Origin of the sequence: Actinomycetospora lutea (assembly GCF_028737205.1) — a bacterium.
Taxonomy (GTDB): Bacteria; Actinomycetota; Actinomycetes; order Mycobacteriales; family Pseudonocardiaceae; genus Actinomycetospora; species Actinomycetospora lutea.
Genome location: NZ_JAQZAL010000014.1, coordinates 55,428 through 72,510, shown reverse-complemented (window position 1 = coordinate 72,510; position 17,083 = coordinate 55,428). Strand labels below are relative to the sequence as shown.

The following is a 17,083-nucleotide window of genomic DNA, read 5'->3' as shown; positions in this document are numbered from 1 at the left end:
GCGCGAGAGGATGGCCCCATGAGCGATCAGCCCTGGGACGCACCGACCGCCGACGCCCCGGTGCGGGGCACGGTGGCGGTGCCGGGGTCGAAGTCGGTCACCAACCGGGCGCTCGTGCTCGCCGCGCTCGGCACCGACGGCGTCACCCGGCGGGTCCGGGGCGCCGCCCGCTCGCGGGACACGACGCTGATGGCGGGGGCCCTGCAGGCGCTCGGGGCCTCGGTGACCTCCACCGAGGGCCGCGCCGGCACCCTCGACCTGGCGATCACCGCGCCGGCCGCCTTCCACGGCGCGCACGTCGACTGCGGCCTCGCCGGCACCGTGATGCGCTTCGTGCCGCCGCTGGCCGCGCTCGCCGACGGGCCCGTGGTGCTCGACGGCGACCCGCGGGCCCGCGAGCGGCCCATGGGCGGGATCGTCGAGGGCCTGCGCGGGCTCGGCGTGGAGGTCACGGGCGAGGCGCTGCCGCTGACCGTCGCGGGCGGCCCGCACCCGCCCGGGGGCGAGGTCACCGTCGACGCGTCGGCCTCGAGCCAGTTCGTCTCCGGGCTGCTGCTCTCGGGCGCCCGGTACGCGCGCGGGGTGACCGTCACCCACGCCGGCGAGCGCGGCGTCCCCTCGCTGCCCCACGTCGCGATGACCGTGGCGATGCTGCGCTCCGCGGGCGTGACCGTGGACGAGGGCGCCTCGAGCTGGCACGTCGCGCCCGGCCCGGTCGCCGCGCCGGCGGTGCTCGACGTCGAGCCGGACCTCTCGGGCGCGGCCGTGTACCTGGCCGCCGCGGTGGCCACGGCGGGCGAGGTGACGATCGCGGGCTGGCCCGACACCGACCTGCAGCCCGGCGCCGTGGTGCGCCGCGTGCTGGAGGCCTTCGGTGCGCGGGTGACGCTGTCCGCGGAGGGCCTCACGGTGCGCGGTCCCGACCGCCTCGACGGCGTCGACGTCGACCTGCACGAGGTCAGCGAGCTCACCCCCACCGTCGCCGCCCTGGCTGCCCTCGCCGCGCGGGACGGGGCGTCGTCGCGGCTGCGCGGGGTCGCGCACATCCGCGGCCACGAGACCGACCGCCTCGCCGCCCTGGTCGCCGAGCTCGGCACGGTGGGCGCGCGGGTCGCCGAGACCGAGGACGGGCTGGAGATCGCCCCGGCGCCGCTCACCGCGCCGACGCGACCGTGGCAGGCCTACGCCGACCACCGGATGGCGACGGCGGGCGCGATCGTCGGGCTCGTCGTGCCCGGCGTGACGATCGACGACGTCGCCGCCACCACGAAGACCCTGCCGGACTTCGCCACCGACTGGCCCGCGCTCGTCGGCGCCGGGGTCGGGGTCTGAGGCGGTGACGCCGAGCGGATCCCGGGGCGGCGGGCGGGGCGCGACGTCCCGGCTGGACGAGTCGGACGTCCGGGTGCGGCCCGGGCGGGGGACCCGTCCGCGCAGCAAGCGCCGCCCCGAGCACGCCGACGCCACGGAGGCGATGGTCGTCGGGGTCGACCGGGGCCGCTGGACGTGCGCGCCCGACGAGGACCCGCAGCGGCGCGTGGTCGCCATGCGGGCCCGCGAGCTGGGCCGCACGCCGGTCGTGGTCGGCGACCGGGTGGGCCTGGTCGGCGACGTCTCCGGGGGCGAGGACGCCCTCGCGCGCATCGTGCGGGTCGCCGAGCGCCGCAGCGTGCTGCGCCGCACCGCCGACGACACCGACCCCTACGAGCGGGTCGTCGTCGCGAACGCGTCGCACCTGGTGATCGTCACCGCACTCGCCGACCCCCCGCCGCGCACCGGGTTCGTCGACCGCGCCCTCGTCGCCGCCTACGCCGGCGGCCTGGAGCCGGTGCTGTGCCTGACGAAGGCCGACCTCGCCGACCCGGCCGAGTTCGCCGCGAACTACGCGGCCCTCGACCTGACCGTCGTCGTCACCCGGGCCGACCGTGACCCCGTGGCGCTCCGCGAGGTCGTCGAGGACCGCGTGTCGGCGCTCATCGGGCACTCCGGGGTCGGCAAGTCGACGCTGGTCAACGCCCTCGTGCCGGACGCCGACCGGGCCGTGGGCGAGGTCTCCGGGGTCGGGAAGGGACGGCACACCTCGACCTCCGCGGTCGCGCTGGCCCTGCCCGAGCTCCCGGGAGACGGAGCGGAGCGGGGCTCGTCCCGCCACGTCAGCGGGTGGGTCATCGACACCCCGGGCATCCGCTCGTTCGGTCTGGCGCACATCGCCCCGGACGACGTGGTCGCGGCGTTCGGCGACCTGGCCGCGGCGATCGAGGAGTGCCCGCGCGGCTGCGGGCACCTGGGTCCCCCGGCCGACCCGGAGTGCGCGCTCGACGCGGAGGTCGCGGCCGGGCGCCTGTCCCCCGCGCGACTGGAGGCGCTGCGCCGGGTCCTGGAGGCGCTGCGGACCCCGGCGTGGGAGACGTGAGCGGAGGAGGGCGGACCAGGGCACCGCCGACCGTGCCGCTGGTGCCGACCGGGGTGCCCGTCACGGGCGGTGTGGGTCCTCCCGGACCACCACGTCCGCCCGGTGCGCGGTGGCGGCGATGAACCGGGCGTTCGCGGCGTCGCTCCCGTCGGCGCGGGCGACGGCCTCGGCGTGGCTGCGGCCGTGGTGCTCGTGGCGGGCGACGAGCCGGGCGCGGCGCACGTCCTCGTCGGGCGCGACGAACCACGCCTCGTCGAGCAGCGCGCGGACGCCGTCCCAGGGCGGCTCGTCGACCAGCAGGTAGTTGCCCTCGGTGACGACGACGAGCGCCTCGGGCGGCACCTCCAGCGCTCCCGCGATGGGCTCCTCGACCTCGCGGCGGAACTCGGGCGCCCAGACCGTCGTCGCGCGGTAGCGCACGCGGTCGAGGAAGGCGACGTAGCCCGCGGCGTCGAAGGTGTCGGGGGCGCCCTTGCGGTCGCGGCGGCCCAGGCGGTCGAGGACCGAGTTCGCGAGGTGCCACCCGTCCATCCCGACCACCGCGACCCGGGGGCCGGCGAGGGACGCGGCGAGCGTCGACTTGCCCGCGCCGGGGCCGCCGACGATCCCGAGCAGCCGGCGGCGGCCGTCGGCGCGGGCGGCGGCGAGGAGGTGGGCGATGCTGGCGGTCGAGTCCGGGGTCACGCCGCGCATGATTGCCCACCACGGGGTATCGCAGGGGGATGCAGCTCCCCGTCCCCGAGCCGGGACCCCACGCCGCGGTGGCGTTCGTCCGTGACCACCTCGCGGACCTCGCATGCGACACCCCCGCCGCGTCCGGCTCCTTCCGCGGCGGGCAGAGCGCCGCCGACGCGGCCCTCGCCGCGCTCGACGTCACCGGCTACGCGGGACGTCGCAACCAGGTCCTGCCCGAGTCGCGGCGCGGGGCCTCGCGCATGTCGCCCTACATCCGCCACCAGCTCGTCGACCTCACCGAGCTGTGGGACCACGTCGCCGACGCCCCGGCGAACGACCGGCGCAAGTACCGCGACGAGCTGACCTGGCAGGAGTACACCCGCCACCTCTACGCCCGCTTCGGCCGCGACGGCGAGCCCGCGCTGCGGGACGAGCTGCGCGCCTCCCCGCCGTCGCCGGCGCAGCCGTGGGACGAGCCGTGGCCGCGGGACATGGCGTGCATGGACGCCACGGTGCAGGAGCTGCACGCCGACGGCTGGCTGGTCAACCAGACGCGGATGTGGCTGGCCAGCCAGTGGACGGTGCGCGCCGGCGCGCGGTGGCGCGACGGCGAGGAGGTGTTCTTCACCCACCTCCTCGACGGCTCCCGGGCGGCCAACCGGCTCAACTGGCAGTGGACGACGGGCGCGGGCAACGGGAAGGCCTACGCGTTCTCGCGGTGGCAGGTCGAGAAGCGGGCGCCGGCCCTGTGCCGGGGGTGCGTGCTGCGGGACGCGTGCCCGGTGCAGTCGTGGCCGTCCGACGAGCGCACGACGCGCGTCCCGGTCTCCGACCTGCTGCGCGGCGACCCCGACCCGGAGGTGACGGCGGGGCCGGCGCTGCCGTCCACCGGGGACGTCGACGCGGTCTGGCTGACGGCCGAGTCGCTCGGCGACGCCGACCCCGCCCTGGCCGCGCACCCCGACGTCCCGGCGGTGTTCTGCTTCGACGAGCCGCTGCTGCGGCGCCTGATGCTCTCGGGCAAGCGGCTGGTGTTCCTCACCGAGACGCTGGCCGACCTCGCGACGCGGCGGCCGGTCGAGATCCGCCGCGGGCGGGTGGCCGACGAGCTCGCCGGGCGGCGCCTGGCGGTCACCTTCGCGCCGGTGCCCGGCTTCCGCCGGCGCGCCGCCGAGCTCGAGCCCGCGGTGGTGCACCCGTGGCCGTGGCTGTTCCGCCCGCGCGCCGGGCGGATGCAGTCGTTCACGGCGTGGCGCAAGGGCATGCCGGCGCAGCCGGACCGCTCCTGACCTGTGCCAGGCTGAGCCATGGTCCGCGAGCAGCAGCCGTGGCTCGACGTGCCGTTCGGCGAGAAGGACGAGGCCAAGGCCGCCGGCGCGCAGTGGGACTGGCGGGCCAAGCGCTGGTACGCCCCGCGCCCCGGGATGCCGGAGCTGGCGCGGTGGCTGCCGGCGCCGTCGTCGTCACCGGACTCGTCGGGGGACGTCGACCTCGCCGAACGCGCACCCGCGCCCGAGGTCGAGCTCGGGGGCGGGCGGTCCTGGCCGGCGGGCGCCGAGGGCGAGGTCCGGCTCGCGGAGGCGTTGCGGGGCCTGACCGAGGCCGGCCCGCACTCGGGGCGCCGCCCCCCGTGGCGGGTGCTGCACGCGGTGCCGATGGGCCCGGGCCGCGGCGAGATCGACCACGTGCTGCTCGGGCCGCCGGGGCTGGTCACGGTCACCACCGAGCACCACCACGGCCGGGCGGTCCGCGTCGACGGCGACCGCATGACCGTCGACCGCGAGCCGGTCGACCACGTGCCCCGCGCGCGGGCCGAGGCGGAGCACGCCGGGCGGCTCCTCGCCGCCGCCCGGCGTGACGACCCCGGGGCGGCGCCGCCGACCACCGGCGCGCTGGCCGTCGTCGCGGCGTCGCTGACCATCGCCCCCGGCGCCACGGCGCCGCCGGGCGTGCTCGTGGCCACCCCGGTGGGCCTCCCGCGGCTGATCACCGCCCTGCCCGCGGCGCTGGCCGACGACGAGATCGACGAGCTCTACACCGTGGCCCGGCGACTGGGTACCTGGACGCGCGAGCTCTGAGGCAGGAGCGGGCAGTGACCAGCCGTCAGAAGGGCGGCGGGTCGGGGTCGTCAGGGGGTGGCGGGCGGCCGGTCGGTGGGCCCGCGAACGGTCCCGACGCAGATGGGCCCGGAGTGGGCGTCTCGGCGCGCGGCGGGGAGGGGTCGTTCTCCCAGATCGGGGCGGGAAGACGCACGAGCGGTCGCGCATCGTGATCCAGCGACGCAGCGCCGCCGACGGGAACCGGGCCAACGCCTCCTGGGCGCGCCGTCGCCGCCGCACGGCCACCCGTTCCCAGACCGAGGCGTTCACGCCGAGCGTCTGCCCGTAGGGCGAGAGCCCGGTGGTCGGACCAGGCGCAGCGCCCTCCTCCGCCGCCCGCGCCTCCGCCTCCCGTGCGGCACGATCTTCGGCGCGGGCGGTGCGCCAGCACGCGAGCTGGTGCTGCAGGTCGGCGATCAGCCGCGCCCAGCCCGTGTGGTCGTCGGGCCGCAGGCCGGCGAGCGCGGCCTCGCCGACGTGGAGCTCGACGACCGTGCGAGGCGCGCCCTCGATCGGCGGTTCCGGCGGCGTCGTGGTGGCCTGGGCCGGGCGGTGCCGGGTGATGAGGGCGGCGACGAGGGCGCCGGTGTGGTCGGTGACCGCCACCCGCCACTCGGCGTCGGCGTAGGCGGCCGCGAGCTCGCGGGCCGTGCCGGCCGGGATGACGCCCCATCCGGGGAGCCGGGCCGGGCGGTCGTCGATGTGCAGCAGCGTCGCGAGACCGACGCGCAGCTCGCACCGGGACTGCCGCGTCGGGCGCCGGGCGGAGGGCGAGTCCGGGGACGGGCTCGGACACGGGTCCGGTGGCGCCTCGGCAGGATCGGGGGTGCGGCGCGGCTGGGGGTCGTCGGGCAGCGCGGCGGCGAGCACCGCGGCGACGATCTCGTCGTCGGTCGCGCCCGCGTTGGCGGGGTGGAACACCGCGAGCACGACGTCGGCCCGGATCGTCTCGATCAGTCCGGTCCGGCCCGCCGCCTGGGCCCGCGCGGCCAGCGCGTTCACCCGGCGCGTGACGCTCACCCCGCCCGGCAGCGGCAGGTCCATCGCCGAGATGTTCACCGTGCCGGCCTCGGTGCAGCGCGCCCGCACGCGGCGCTGGCGGCGGTGCTTGCGGTAGAGGGTCTGCGCCCACTCCGGGTCGAGGGCCTTGGCCCGCGCCTGCACCTCGTCGATCAACCGCGACGGCGTGAGCGACCCGGCCTCGTCCACCAGCCCGTCGATCACCGCGGTGGCGTGCTCGTCGGACAGCGCCGAGGTCCCGCGCACGAGGATCGCCACCCGCTGCTCGTCGATGCGCCCCGCTCGCCAGGCCGCACCCAGCCGGGGACGGCGCTCGGCGGCCTCGGCCAGGTCGAGCACCCGCCCCACCGCCGTGCGCGACGCCGCGAGCACGACCCGCAGCTCGTCGCCCGCGGCGGGCACGTCCGTCTCGGCCCGCCCGCCCGGCTCGTCCGGATCGGCCCGGGAGGCCTCCCGCGCCGCGAGGTGGAAGCACGCCTGCTGGTGCGCGAGCTGGCGGCGCTGCGCAGCCACCAACCGCACGGTGTCGTACGGAGACACCCGCATGGGGTCGATCCGCTCGAGCACGACGGCGAGCCCGGCGCCGGTGGGGAGCTCCTCGAGCCCCGCCGGCACCTCCACGTAGCCGTCATCGAACATGTGTTCGATACTACCGGGCACCCCCGACAGCCGAGCGCCGTTCCGCTCAGATCTGCCGCACCCAGGCGACGACCAGCGCCACGGCGCCGAGCACGACCACGCCGGACACGGGCACGACCCACGGCGACCGCCGGGTGCCCAGCACGGACTCGGTGAGCCGCACGTGCAGCGCCGCCAGCCCCCACCAGACCAGCGCGAGCACCACCAGCACCCCCACCCACGCCCACGCGTGCGCCGCCCACGCCCCCACGAGGGACGGGCCACCCCAGGCGTCGTCGTACGGCCCGGGGACGACGAACCCGTAGAACGGGCCGCGCGCGGTGCCCAGCAGCGCCATCCAGGTCAGCCACCAGAACACCAGTCCGAACACGACGCCGAGCAGGCCGTGGACCATGACGCGGGCGCCGCGGACCCGGTCACGCAGCGACGACGTGGCGAAGCCTCCGCACCCGAGGTGGCGTCGCGCGGCGTCCACGCCCCCGGCCGGCCCGCTGACCGCGACCGCCACCATCACCCCCGCCGACGCCGGGAGCAGCCCGAGGCCGTACGCCAGGCGACGCCCGACGGTGCGACGCCCACCGACGGCCGACCGCGCCGCCGGGGCCGACCGCGCCGCCGGGGCCGACGGGCGGGTGGTCGTCGCGGTGCGGCTCATGCCCGAGGACGGTAGGGACCACCCCCGACACCGCGCATCGACCCGAGGGACCGGATCCGCCTCCCCCGCAGGGATGAGATCAGAGCAGCTCGAGCACGAACGGCAGCTCCTGGACGCCGTACCAGGCGAGCTCGTGGTCCTCGGCCTCGCCGAGGGTGAACTCGGCGTCCGGGTCGCCCAGGTCGGCGGCGTCGACGACGGCCGCCGCGGCCCGCACCGCGCCCCCGGCCTCCTCGAGGTCGAGGTGCACGGCCGCCAGGCGCGCCATCGGGATGGGGCCCGCGACGCGCACGACGGCGTCGTCGAGGTCGGGGCGCAGGGTCACCTCGTCGACGTCCGCGCTCACCACCGCCCGACGAGGAGGCACGGAACCGTCCTCGGCCAGCTCCGTGGCCAGCAGGCGCAGCGACGCCCGCGTGGCCTCGGTCATCGCCACGTACTCGAGCTCCTCGTCGTCCCCGGCGGCGTAGGCCTCCCGCAGGCGCGGCGTCAGGGCGAAGGCCGTGCCGGAGAGCGGCTGCAGCTGCTCGGTCTCGAGCAGCCGCCGCAGTCCGGCCACCGTGGCCGGGACGTAGATCCTCACCGTTCCCCTGTCCTCTCGCGCTCCCACCGCGCGGCGGTCGTCCGCAGCGCGACCTGCGCGACCTCGGCCTGCTTGCGGGGGTCCATGACGTTCCAGCCGGTCACGGCCCGGTCCTCCGCGTCCGGCGCGTGCTCGGTCACCGTGATCCCGGCCGCGCGCAGCCGAGCGATCTCCCCGGCGGTCCGCCCGCCGATCAGCCCGCGCAGCCAGCCGTCGGTGGCCCCGACGGGATTCGACCACACCGTCGGTGTCTCCCCCGACCGGGCCAGCGGCACGAGGACGAGCGCCTCGTCGACGCGGGGCAGGTGGGCGTCGAGCAGGAGGTCGGCCGACGTCGCCGAGCACACCCCGCCGTCGACGTAGCGGCGCCCCGCGATGCGCACCGGCGAGAACCAGCCCGGCACCGCGCACGACGCCGTCGCCGCCTCGGCCATCGACGCCGGCGGCGCCCCGGGCCGCCCGAACGGCACGCGGGCCCCGGTGTCGTAGTCCATCGCCACGATCCGCACCTGGGGCGCCTCCGGCCACTGCTCGCGCGCCCACTTGGTGGCCCAGCGGTGCAGGCCGGTGGTGTCACCCCGGCCGGTCGGGAGCAGCGCCGCCCCGAACGCCAGCGGCGGGAACCGGCGTGGGCGCCGCGCGATCTCGCCCAGCAGCCGCAACGACCCGGGGCCGACCCGCGGCACCGGCGGCAGCCCCCGGCGCGCCGTCGACTGCGGCGCGCCCTTCGGCCGGGTCGGGGCGGGCGGCGGGTCGAGCAGCTGGGCGAGCATGTCCGCCACCGGCACCCCGCTGGCCAGCGCCGCCGCGATCACCGAGCCCGCCGACGTCCCGATCAGCACGTCCGCCTCGCGCGCGTCGCGCCCGGTCTCCTGCTCCCAGGTGGTCAGTGCCGCGATCGTCCACGCGTAGCCCAGCTGGCCGCCGGTGCCGAGCACCAGGCCGAGGCTCACCGCAGCCCCGTCATCGCGGCACCGTCGCGCGCAGCTCCGCCAGCGACTCGGTGACCAGCTCGCCCAGCTCGTCCACGTCGGCCATCGAGTCGCGGTCGGCGTTGAAGCCGTAGAACACGCCGCCGTCGTACGAGGTCAGCCCGACCGCCAGCGACTGCCCCTTCGCCAGCGGCACCACCGGGTACATCTCGAGCATCCGGGCCCCCGCCGCGTACAGCGCGTGCTGCGGGCCCGGGACGTTGGAGATGACGAGGTTGAACAGCCGGCGCGCGAAGCCGTTCGCGGCCCGGGCGCCCAGCGCGTGCAGCGTCGGCGGCGCGAACCCGCCCACCCGCACCAGCGCGTTCGCGCCGACCGACTGGCCCGACTCCTTGTGCTCGCGCATCGCGTGGGCGACGTGGTGCATGCGCAGCACCGCGTTGGGCTCGCCCACGGGCAGGTCGACCAGGAACGACGCGATCTGGTTGCCGAGCAGCCCGGCGCCCTGGATCGACCCCGTGGTCTCGGCGTCCCCGCGCACCGACAGCGGCACCATCGCCCGCATCGTCGTGGTCGGCGACACCGTCGCGCCCCGCGAGAGCAGCCAGTTGCGCAGGGCCCCGGAGATGACGGCCAGCACGACGTCGTTGATCGTGCCGCCGTGCGCGCGGCGGACGGCGCGGTAGTCCTCGAGGTCGGTGCGGGTCATCGCGAACCGGCGCTGGGTGGAGATCGGCACGTTGAGCGGGCTCACCGGCGCCGGGCGCACAGCCGTGCGCACCGCCGAGAACAGGCCCCCGGCGACGCCCGCGACCTTCGTGACGGTGTCCGCCGCGTCGCGCACCGCGTCCCGGGCGGCCTCGACCGCGTTGCCGGGACGGGAGACGTTCTCGCTCATCGCGTCGTAGATCAGCCGCCACGACGACGGCTCGGTCCGCGCGACCCACTCGATGTCCGGGGTCGGACGGCCGTTCGCGGTGTCGTCGAGCACCACCTGGCCGATGTCGATCGAGGCGACCCCGTCGACCATTGCCTGGTGCGTCTTGGTGACCAGCGCCACCCGCCCGCCGGAGAGCCCGTCGACGAGGTACATCTCCCACAGGGGCCGGGTGTGGTCCAGCGGCCGCGACATGAGGCGGGCGACCAGGTCGCACAGCGCCCGCTCGGTGCCCGGCGACGGCAGCGCGGAGCGCCGCACGTGGTAGGTGACGTCGAAGTCGACGTCGTCGATCCACACCGGCCGGGCCATCCGCCCGGGCACCTCGCGGATCTTCTGGCGGTAGCGCGGCACCAGCCCGATCCGGCTCGAGATCAGCTCGACCAGGCCGTCGTAGTCGAACCCGGACCGTGGCTTGCGGAAGACGGACACGCTCCCGACGTGCATCGGAGTCGTCGGTTGATCCATGTAGAGGAACGAGGCGTCCAGCGCCGACAGGCGGTCCGGCATGGTCGCGATCGTCGCACAGGGACCGAACCGCGGCCGGGGGTCGGGGCGTCTGCCAGGCTGGTCGTGATGTCGCCCTCACCGCGCTCCTCCCGCGATCGTCCGGTGTCGCCGAAGGACGCGTTCGTGACGGTGTACGGGCGCAAGCCGGTGCTCGAGGCGCTCGGCGACCCCGCCCTCGAGGTCGACAAGGTCGTGCTCGCCGAGGGCGCCGACCGCGACGCCGTGCGCACCTTCACCGAGGCCGCCCGGGCGCGCGGCCTGGTGCTGCAGCGGGCGTCGGCGCAGCGGGTGAAGGTCCTCGCCGGCAACGGTCGCCAGGACCAGGGTGTGCTCGCCGACGTCGTCGCCCCGCGGATGCGCCCGCTCGAGCACTTCCTCGACGACCTCGCGCCCGAGGCGCCCGCGCGGGTCCTGGTGCTCGACGGCCTGACCAACCCGGCCAACGTCGGGATGATCCTGCGCTCCGCCACCGGCGCGGGGCTCGAGGGCGTCCTGCTGCCCCGGCGCGGGGTGCCCTCGATCGACCCGCTGGTGATCAAGGCCTCGGCGGGGGTCGCCTTCCACGCGCCCGTGCTGCGGGCCCGCACCGCCGCCGACGGCCTCGCCGCCCTCGCCGAGGCGGGGTTCGTGCTCTACGGGCTGGACAGCGGTGGCGACACCTCACTCTTCGACGCCGAGCTCCCGGACCGGGTCGCGCTCGTCGTCGGCGGCGAGACCGACGGCCTCACCGACGAGGTCCGCGCCGAGCTGCACGGGCCGGTGACGATCCCGCTGGCCGAGGGCGTCGAGTCGCTCAACGCCGCCGTCGCCGCCTCGGTGGCCTGCTTCGAGCTGGCCCGCCGCCGGGGCTGAGTTCTCCGGAACGGCCCTCGCCCCGCGCCCCGCGCTGCCTACGCTCGGTCCCGTTCCCGCGGACCGGTCCTCCCCCGGCCCCGCCCCGCTCGCGTGTGCCGGGAGGACCCGTGACAGCCCCTGCGACCGTGCCCGTGACCACCCCGGCCCGCGCCCGCCGGGTGGGCGCCGTGCCCGCCCCGCGTGTCCGCCCGCTCGACGAGGTGCTCGCCGAGCCCTCCCCGCCGACCCGTCCGGCCCCGGTGCTCGACCCATGGCGCGCCCAGCACGAGCTCGACCGGCTCGCCGCCTCCTTGCGCCCGCTCGCGGCGCGCCTGCTCACCGCCGTGGGCGACGTCCTGGCCGGGCGTCGGCCGGCCCGGCACCTCGACACCCTGCTCACGCCGGACGCGCTGGCCACCCTCGCGCGCGCCGCACCGTCACCGGGCACTCCGGGTGCATCGGGCTCGCCGGGACGAACGCGCCCGGGCCCCGCCGGCGCGGCCCTGCGCGGGCTGCGGGTGTGCGCCGTCGGGCCGCGCGCCGCCGAGGTGGCGGCCGTCGTCCCCGGTCACGAGCGCGTGCGGGCGGTCGCGGCCCGGCTCGAGCGCGCCGACGACGGACCCGCCGACCCCGGCCGGTGGCGCCTGGTGGCGCTGTGGGCGGGGTGACGGCTCGCGTCCGGGATCAGCCCGGCGTCCGGGGCGGCGCCCCGTGGCACTGCTTGTACTTGCGGCCCGAGCCGCACGGACAGGGCGCGTTGCGCGACGGGGTGTCGGCGCGCCGGGCCTGCTGCGGGTTGGCGCGCGCGGCCCGGCCGCCGCCGGTGGCGCCGTCGCCCGCCGCGTGCCGGGCGGCCTGGCCGTCCTCGTCGGGGCCGCTGTAGTTCAGCTCCTGCGGGCGGCGCCCGCCCAGGCCCGCGCCCCGGAAGGCGTCGGGCATCGCGCCCTGACCGAGCTGCGAGAGCGCCGGACCCGCGGCCGTGACCGGTCCGCCGTCCTGCGCCTCCTGCGGGGCGGGCTGGGCGGCCCGGCGACCCCCGTTGCCGGGGCGCTGCGTCGCCGGCGCCGGGCCGCCGCCGGGCCGGTTGCGCCCGCGGCGACCGGTCGGCGCCGACGCCGCCGGAGCGGCCGGAGCCTGGGGCGGAGCGCCCGCGGGGGGCATCGCGCCGGGCGGGACCGGACCCGCCGGGCCGCCGGGGGCGCGCTGCGGCACCGGGATCGCGCTGGTCGGCGCGCCGGTGAGGCGCGGGTCGACGGGCAGCGGCGCCGCCCCCGCGGTGGTCCGCGTCTGCGTGGTGCGCGGGTCGGGTGTGTCCGGCGTGATCGCCGCCTGGACGTTGGTGTCCGTGGAGGGGTTCGCCCCCGGCACCGCGTCGACGGGCGCCTGCTCCTCGACCTGGATCACCAGGTTGAACAGGAACGCGACGGACTCCTCGCGGATGCCCTCCATCATGGAGGTGAACATCTCGAAGCCCTCGCGCTTGTACTCGATCTTGGGATCGCGCTGCGCCAGCGCCCGCAGGCCGATGCCCTGCTTGAGGTAGTCCATCTCGTACAGGTGCTCGCGCCACTTGCGGTCGAGCACCGAGAGCACGACCTGGCGCTCCAGCTCGCGCATCCCGCCCGCGGGGGCGATCTGGTCGATCTCCGCCTCGCGGCGCGCGTAGGACGCGAGCGCGTCCTCGGTGAGCACGTCGACCAGCAGGTCGCGGTCGATGTCGTCGTGCTCCTCGACGAGGTCCTCCCACGCGATCCCGACCGGGTAGAGCTGCTTGAGCCCCGTCCAGAGCTTCTCGAGGTCCCAGTCCTCGCTGTAGCCCTCGGCCGTCGCGCCGTCGACGTAGGCCGTGACCACGTCGACGATCATGTTCTGGACCTGGTCGGACAGGTTCTCGCCCTCGAGGACGCGGTGGCGCTCGGCGTAGATCACCGTGCGCTGCTGGTTCATCACCTCGTCGTACTCGAGGACGTCCTTGCGGGCCTCGAAGTTCTGCTGCTCGACCTGCGTCTGCGCGCTGCGGATCGCCCGCGAGACCATCTTGGCCTCGATGGGCATGTCCTCGGGGAGGTTGAACCGCGTCATGATCGACTCGACCATGGCGCCGTTGAACCGCCGCATGAGCTCGTCGCCCAACGACAGGTAGAACCGCGACTCACCCGGGTCGCCCTGGCGGCCCGAGCGCCCGCGCAGCTGGTTGTCGATGCGCCGCGACTCGTGGCGCTCGGTGCCCAGCACGTAGAGCCCGCCGGACTCCTTGACCGACGCGGCCTCGCGCTCGACCTCGTCCTTGACCGCGGCCAGCGTCTCGTCCCACGCCGCCTCGTACTCCTCGCGGGTGTCGACCGGGTCGAGGCCCTTCGCCCGCAGGCGCTGGTCGGCGATGAAGTCGGGGTTGCCGCCGAGCACGATGTCGGTGCCGCGACCGGCCATGTTGGTGGCCACCGTGACCGAGCCGCTGCGCCCGGCCTCGGCGATGATCTGGGCCTCCTGCTCGTGGAACTTGGCGTTGAGCACCGAGTGCGGCACGCCCCGTTCGGTGAGCAGCTTGGCCAGGTACTCCGAGCGCTCGACGCTCGTGGTGCCGATGAGCACCGGCTGCCCGCGCTCGTAGTGCTCGGCCACGTCGTCGGCGACGGCCTCGAACTTGGCCGGCTCGGTCTTGTAGACCAGGTCGGCCTGGTCGATGCGCTGCGGCGGGCGGTTGGTCGGGATGGTGACCACGCCGAGCTTGTAGGTCTTCGAGAGCTCCGCCGCCTCGGTCTGGGCGGTACCGGTCATCCCGGAGAGCTTGTCGTAGAGGCGGAAGTAGTTCTGCAGCGTGATCGTCGCCAGCGTCTGGTTCTCCGGCTTGATCTCGACGCCTTCCTTCGCCTCGATCGCCTGGTGGAGACCCTCGTTGTAGCGGCGGCCCACGAGCACGCGGCCGGTGAACTCGTCGACGATCAGGACCTCGCCGTCGCGGACGATGTAGTCCTTGTCGCGGAGGAAGAGCTCCTTGACCTTGATCGCGTTGTTCAGGTACCCGACGAGCGGGGTGTTGGCGGCCTCGTAGAGGTTGTCGATGCCGAGCTGGTCCTCGATGAAGGACACGCCCTCCTCGGTGACACCGATGGTCTTCTTGCGCTCGTCGACCTCGTAGTGGACGTCGCGCGTCATCTTCGGCGCCAGGCGGGCGAACTCGGTGTACCAGCGCGCGCTCTGCTCGGCGGGCCCCGAGATGATCAGCGGCGTGCGGGCCTCGTCGATGAGGATCGAGTCGACCTCGTCGACGACGGCGAAGGCGTGCCCGCGCTGCACGCACTCGGCCTTCGACCAGGCCATGTTGTCGCGCAGGAAGTCGAAGCCGAACTCGTTGTTCGTGCCGTAGGTGATGTCGGCCCGGTAGGCCCGGCGGCGCTCGTCGGCGGGCATGCCGGAGTAGATGGCGCCGACCTCGAGCCCGAGGAAGCGGTGCACGCGGCCCATCCACTGGGAGTCGCGCTGGGCCAGGTAGTCGTTGACCGTGATGACGTGGACCGGCTCGCCGGAGATCGCGTTGAGGTACGCCGGGAGCGTCGAGACCAGCGTCTTGCCCTCGCCGGTGCGCATCTCGGCGACGTTGCCCTCGTGCAGCGCGGCCCCGCCCATGATCTGCACCGGGTAGTGGAACTGCCCGAGCGTGCGGGACGCCGCCTCGCGGACGACCGCGAAGGCCTCGGGCAGCAGGTCGTCCAGCGACTCGCCGTCCGCGTAGCGCTCGCGGAACTCGTCGGTCTTGGCGCGCAGTTCGTCGTCGGTCAGCTCGGCGATCTCGTCGGCGAACGTGTCGACGTAGTCCGCGATCTTGCCGAGGCGCTTGACCGTGCGCGTCTCCCCCGCACGCAGCAGTCGGTTCAGGACCACGGTGGTGACCTCGCTCGTCCTCGTCGGCGCCACGGTTCCCGGGCCCGATCACGTACACCGGCGCACACGACGGCACGGGCCCGTTCCCCATCGTAGGCGTTCGGGGAACGGGCCCGGCCGGTGCGGTGTCGAGGCGGACCCGGTGTGGACCCGCTGAGGGAGAGGGTCAGACCAGGGCGATGACGCCGTAGGCGTAGCCGTGGCGGCGGTACACCACGCTCGGGCGGCCCGTGTCCTTGTCGGAGAACAGGAAGAAGTCGTGCCCGACGAGCTCCATCTGGGAGAGCGCGTCGTCGACGGTCATCGGGATCGCGTGGTGCTCCTTGGTTCGCACCACCTGTCCGGGCTGGTACGGGTCGACGTCCTCGCCCGTCGCGGAGGCGTCGTCGACCGGGGTGCGGGCGGCCGGGACATCGATGTCCCAGCCCTCGCTCCCCTCGGGAGCCTCGCGGTCGAGCAGCTCGGTGGCCGTCGTGGCGGACGAGGCGAGGGCGGCCTCCTGGGCGGACAGACCGCCCGTGGCCTGCGCCACCGAGGTCGGCACGCGCCGCCCGTGGCTCACGCGGCGGCGGTCGTGCGCGCGCCGCATGCGGGCCTCGAGGCGCGCGACGGCCTGGTCCATCGCGCAGTAGAAGTCGGCCGAGCATCCTTCTCCGCGCACCACGGGGCCGCGTCCGCGACCGGTGATCTCCACGCGCTGGCAGTTCTTGGATCGACGGGGGTTCGGCTCGTGGGAGAGCTGGACCTCCATTCGGACGATCTTGTGGTCGTAACGTTCGAGACGGCCCAATTTGTCTGCCGTGTGCTCGCGGAAGTGTTGCGGGACCTCGACGTTCCGTCCGCAGACAACGATCTCCAAGACGACCTCCCGGTCTGGGGGTACGGTGCGCGGCCCGCTCGTCGGGGAGGGATCGGATCGGCATGCCTCGCCGGGACCGGGACCGCGTCGAAACTGCGTTCGCGCCTCCTGTCGTTCACCGACTCAGGATGTGAGGCGTCACCGTAGTGACAACTCCCGTTCTCAGGGAAGGTCCGATCTGTCCGGAGAGGAGCGTCCGGACGACACCCGCGCGGGTGGCCCACCCGCCGTGCCGAGGTCCGGGTGGGTGATCACCCGGCGATCCCGCGCTCCCCCACCCGGCCGCAGCGGGGTGCGCGTCCGGCGGGTGCGCGGGTCGGCGACGGTGAGCACCACGACCACGTCGACCGGCCGTCCCGCCGCCGCGAGCAGGCTCGTCGCGGCGCGGGCCGTCGCCCCGGTGGTCAGCACGTCGTCGAGCAGGGCCACCGCGCAGCCCGGTGGCGGCAGCCCGCGGGGCCGCAGCCGCAGGTGGCGGGCGAGGTTGTCGGCGCGGGCCGCGGCGTCCAGCCCGACGGCGTCCGCGGCGCCGCGCCCCAAGGCCAGCGCGCGGGACACGCACGGGAGGGGCGGCGGCGCGGAGCTCGGCGCGCCGGCGGGGGCGGTCCCGCCCGACCGCCCCGCCACCACCGCCCGCGCGAGGCGCAGCACGTGGTCACCGCCCCGGGCCCGCGCCGCCGCCGGCCGCGACGGCGCGGGCACGATCGCGGCGGGCGGCACCGCCCCGGCGCGCAGCGCCTCGGCGACGAGCCCGGCGAGCGGTCGCGCGAGCTCGCGGCGGCCGCGCTCCTTGTAGCCCAGCAGGACCTCGCGGGGACTGCCGGCGTAGGGGGCCAGCGCGAGCACCGGCGGCAGTCCGGGCACGTCGAGCAGCGCGGGGCTCCGCCACCGGTCGCGGCACGCCGCGCACCAGCGCTCGCCGTCGCGCCCGCACCCGGCGCACGGCGCGGGCAGCACGAGATCGGCGAGGGCGAGGAACGCGTCCCCCAGGGTCGTGGGCACACCGACCAGCCTCGGCCCGCGCCGCGCCGGGCACCAAGCAGCA

The 17,083-nt window shown here is 76.1% G+C and carries 16 protein-coding genes; 8 read left to right on the top strand and 8 right to left on the bottom strand.

Features of this window, described 5'->3' with window-relative positions; genetic code table 11:
- The first annotated feature begins 18 nt into the window (after nt 1-18).
- Nucleotides 19-1,332 (top strand): 3-phosphoshikimate 1-carboxyvinyltransferase, encoded by a 1,314-nt coding sequence (gene aroA / locus PHK61_RS16620; RefSeq protein ID WP_274282111.1) that lies wholly within the window; start codon nt 19-21, stop codon nt 1,330-1,332.
- Between the two features lie 4 nt (nt 1,333-1,336).
- Nucleotides 1,337-2,413, top strand: a complete 1,077-nt coding sequence (gene rsgA / locus PHK61_RS16615; RefSeq protein ID WP_274282110.1) for a ribosome small subunit-dependent GTPase A — start codon at nt 1,337-1,339, stop codon at nt 2,411-2,413.
- A 60-nt stretch (nt 2,414-2,473) separates the two neighbouring features.
- Here rsgA and PHK61_RS16610 read toward each other — a convergent pair whose 3' ends face one another.
- Nucleotides 2,474-3,097 (bottom strand): nucleoside/nucleotide kinase family protein, encoded by a 624-nt coding sequence (locus PHK61_RS16610; protein WP_274282109.1) that lies wholly within the window; start codon nt 3,095-3,097, stop codon nt 2,474-2,476.
- A 38-nt stretch (nt 3,098-3,135) separates the two neighbouring features.
- Between PHK61_RS16610 and PHK61_RS16605 the strand changes: the two genes are divergently transcribed.
- The 4 genes from PHK61_RS16605 to PHK61_RS32065 all read left to right on the top strand — a co-directional run bounded on the left by PHK61_RS16605 (nt 3,136) and on the right by PHK61_RS32065 (nt 6,832).
- On the top strand, nt 3,136-4,377 hold the full coding sequence (locus PHK61_RS16605) for an FAD-binding domain-containing protein (protein ID WP_274282108.1): 1,242 nt from the start codon (nt 3,136-3,138) through the stop codon (nt 4,375-4,377).
- A gap of 18 nt (nt 4,378-4,395) precedes the next feature.
- Complete coding sequence (locus PHK61_RS32075; protein WP_420791402.1) at nt 4,396-5,166, top strand: DUF5710 domain-containing protein; 771 nt, start codon at nt 4,396-4,398, stop codon at nt 5,164-5,166.
- An 847-nt stretch (nt 5,167-6,013) separates the two neighbouring features.
- Nucleotides 6,014-6,304 carry a hypothetical protein gene (locus tag PHK61_RS32070; RefSeq protein ID WP_420791401.1) on the top strand — a complete coding sequence of 97 codons (291 nt, stop codon included), beginning with the start codon at nt 6,014-6,016 and terminating at the stop codon, nt 6,302-6,304.
- A 69-nt stretch (nt 6,305-6,373) separates the two neighbouring features.
- Nucleotides 6,374-6,832: a hypothetical protein gene (locus PHK61_RS32065; protein WP_420791400.1), complete on the top strand. Its 459-nt coding sequence runs from the start codon at nt 6,374-6,376 to the stop codon at nt 6,830-6,832.
- Between the two features lie 60 nt (nt 6,833-6,892).
- Here the strand turns inward: PHK61_RS32065 and PHK61_RS16595 are convergent, their stop codons facing one another.
- The 4 genes from PHK61_RS16595 to PHK61_RS16580 all read right to left on the bottom strand — a co-directional run bounded on the left by PHK61_RS16595 (nt 6,893) and on the right by PHK61_RS16580 (nt 10,463).
- Entirely contained in the window at nt 6,893-7,501 is a 609-nt protein-coding gene (locus tag PHK61_RS16595) for a hypothetical protein (protein ID WP_274282106.1), read from the bottom strand.
- Between the two features lie 79 nt (nt 7,502-7,580).
- A complete protein-coding gene (locus PHK61_RS16590) occupies nt 7,581-8,084 on the bottom strand; it encodes a DUF6912 family protein (RefSeq protein ID WP_274282105.1) in 504 nt (167 codons plus the stop codon).
- Nucleotides 8,081-9,037, bottom strand: coding sequence for a patatin-like phospholipase family protein (locus tag PHK61_RS16585; RefSeq protein ID WP_274282104.1), 957 nt, complete (start codon nt 9,035-9,037; stop codon nt 8,081-8,083). The genes PHK61_RS16590 and PHK61_RS16585 overlap by 4 nt, the downstream gene beginning before the upstream one ends.
- 10 nt (nt 9,038-9,047) lie before the next feature.
- A complete protein-coding gene (locus PHK61_RS16580; protein WP_274282103.1) occupies nt 9,048-10,463 on the bottom strand; it encodes a WS/DGAT/MGAT family O-acyltransferase in 1,416 nt (471 codons plus the stop codon).
- A gap of 66 nt (nt 10,464-10,529) precedes the next feature.
- Here PHK61_RS16580 and PHK61_RS16575 point away from each other — a divergent pair, with 66 nt between their 5' ends.
- Nucleotides 10,530-11,315 (top strand): TrmH family RNA methyltransferase, encoded by a 786-nt coding sequence (locus PHK61_RS16575; protein WP_274282102.1) that lies wholly within the window; start codon nt 10,530-10,532, stop codon nt 11,313-11,315.
- A 110-nt stretch (nt 11,316-11,425) separates the two neighbouring features.
- The gene (locus tag PHK61_RS16570) at nt 11,426-11,965 is read left to right on the top strand and encodes an Rv3235 family protein (protein ID WP_274282101.1); all 540 of its coding nucleotides are present in this window, start codon (nt 11,426-11,428) and stop codon (nt 11,963-11,965) included.
- A 16-nt stretch (nt 11,966-11,981) separates the two neighbouring features.
- Here the strand turns inward: PHK61_RS16570 and secA are convergent, their stop codons facing one another.
- The 3 genes from secA to PHK61_RS16555 all read right to left on the bottom strand — a co-directional run bounded on the left by secA (nt 11,982) and on the right by PHK61_RS16555 (nt 17,040).
- The gene (gene secA / locus PHK61_RS16565; RefSeq protein ID WP_274282100.1) at nt 11,982-15,179 is read right to left on the bottom strand and encodes a preprotein translocase subunit SecA; all 3,198 of its coding nucleotides are present in this window, start codon (nt 15,177-15,179) and stop codon (nt 11,982-11,984) included.
- Nucleotides 15,180-15,345: 166 nt separating this feature from the next.
- Entirely contained in the window at nt 15,346-16,038 is a 693-nt protein-coding gene (gene hpf / locus PHK61_RS16560; protein WP_274282099.1) for a ribosome hibernation-promoting factor, HPF/YfiA family, read from the bottom strand.
- Between the two features lie 162 nt (nt 16,039-16,200).
- On the bottom strand, nt 16,201-17,040 hold the full coding sequence (locus tag PHK61_RS16555; protein ID WP_274282098.1) for a ComF family protein: 840 nt from the start codon (nt 17,038-17,040) through the stop codon (nt 16,201-16,203).
- Nucleotides 17,041-17,083: the final 43 nt, after the last annotated feature.

Excerpts from the sequence above, each read along its gene's own strand:
- PHK61_RS32075 (WP_420791402.1), top strand. The coding sequence starts at position 4,396 with ATGGTCCGCGAGCAGCAGCCGTGGCTCGACGTGCCGTTCGGCGAGAAG.
- PHK61_RS16605 (WP_274282108.1), top strand. The coding sequence starts at position 3,136 with ATGCAGCTCCCCGTCCCCGAGCCGGGACCCCACGCCGCGGTGGCGTTC.
- aroA (WP_274282111.1), top strand. The coding sequence starts at position 19 with ATGAGCGATCAGCCCTGGGACGCACCGACCGCCGACGCCCCGGTGCGG.
- PHK61_RS16595 (WP_274282106.1), bottom strand. The coding sequence starts at position 7,501 with ATGAGCCGCACCGCGACGACCACCCGCCCGTCGGCCCCGGCGGCGCGG.
- PHK61_RS16575 (WP_274282102.1), top strand. The coding sequence starts at position 10,530 with ATGTCGCCCTCACCGCGCTCCTCCCGCGATCGTCCGGTGTCGCCGAAG.
- PHK61_RS16580 (WP_274282103.1), bottom strand. The coding sequence starts at position 10,463 with ATGCCGGACCGCCTGTCGGCGCTGGACGCCTCGTTCCTCTACATGGAT.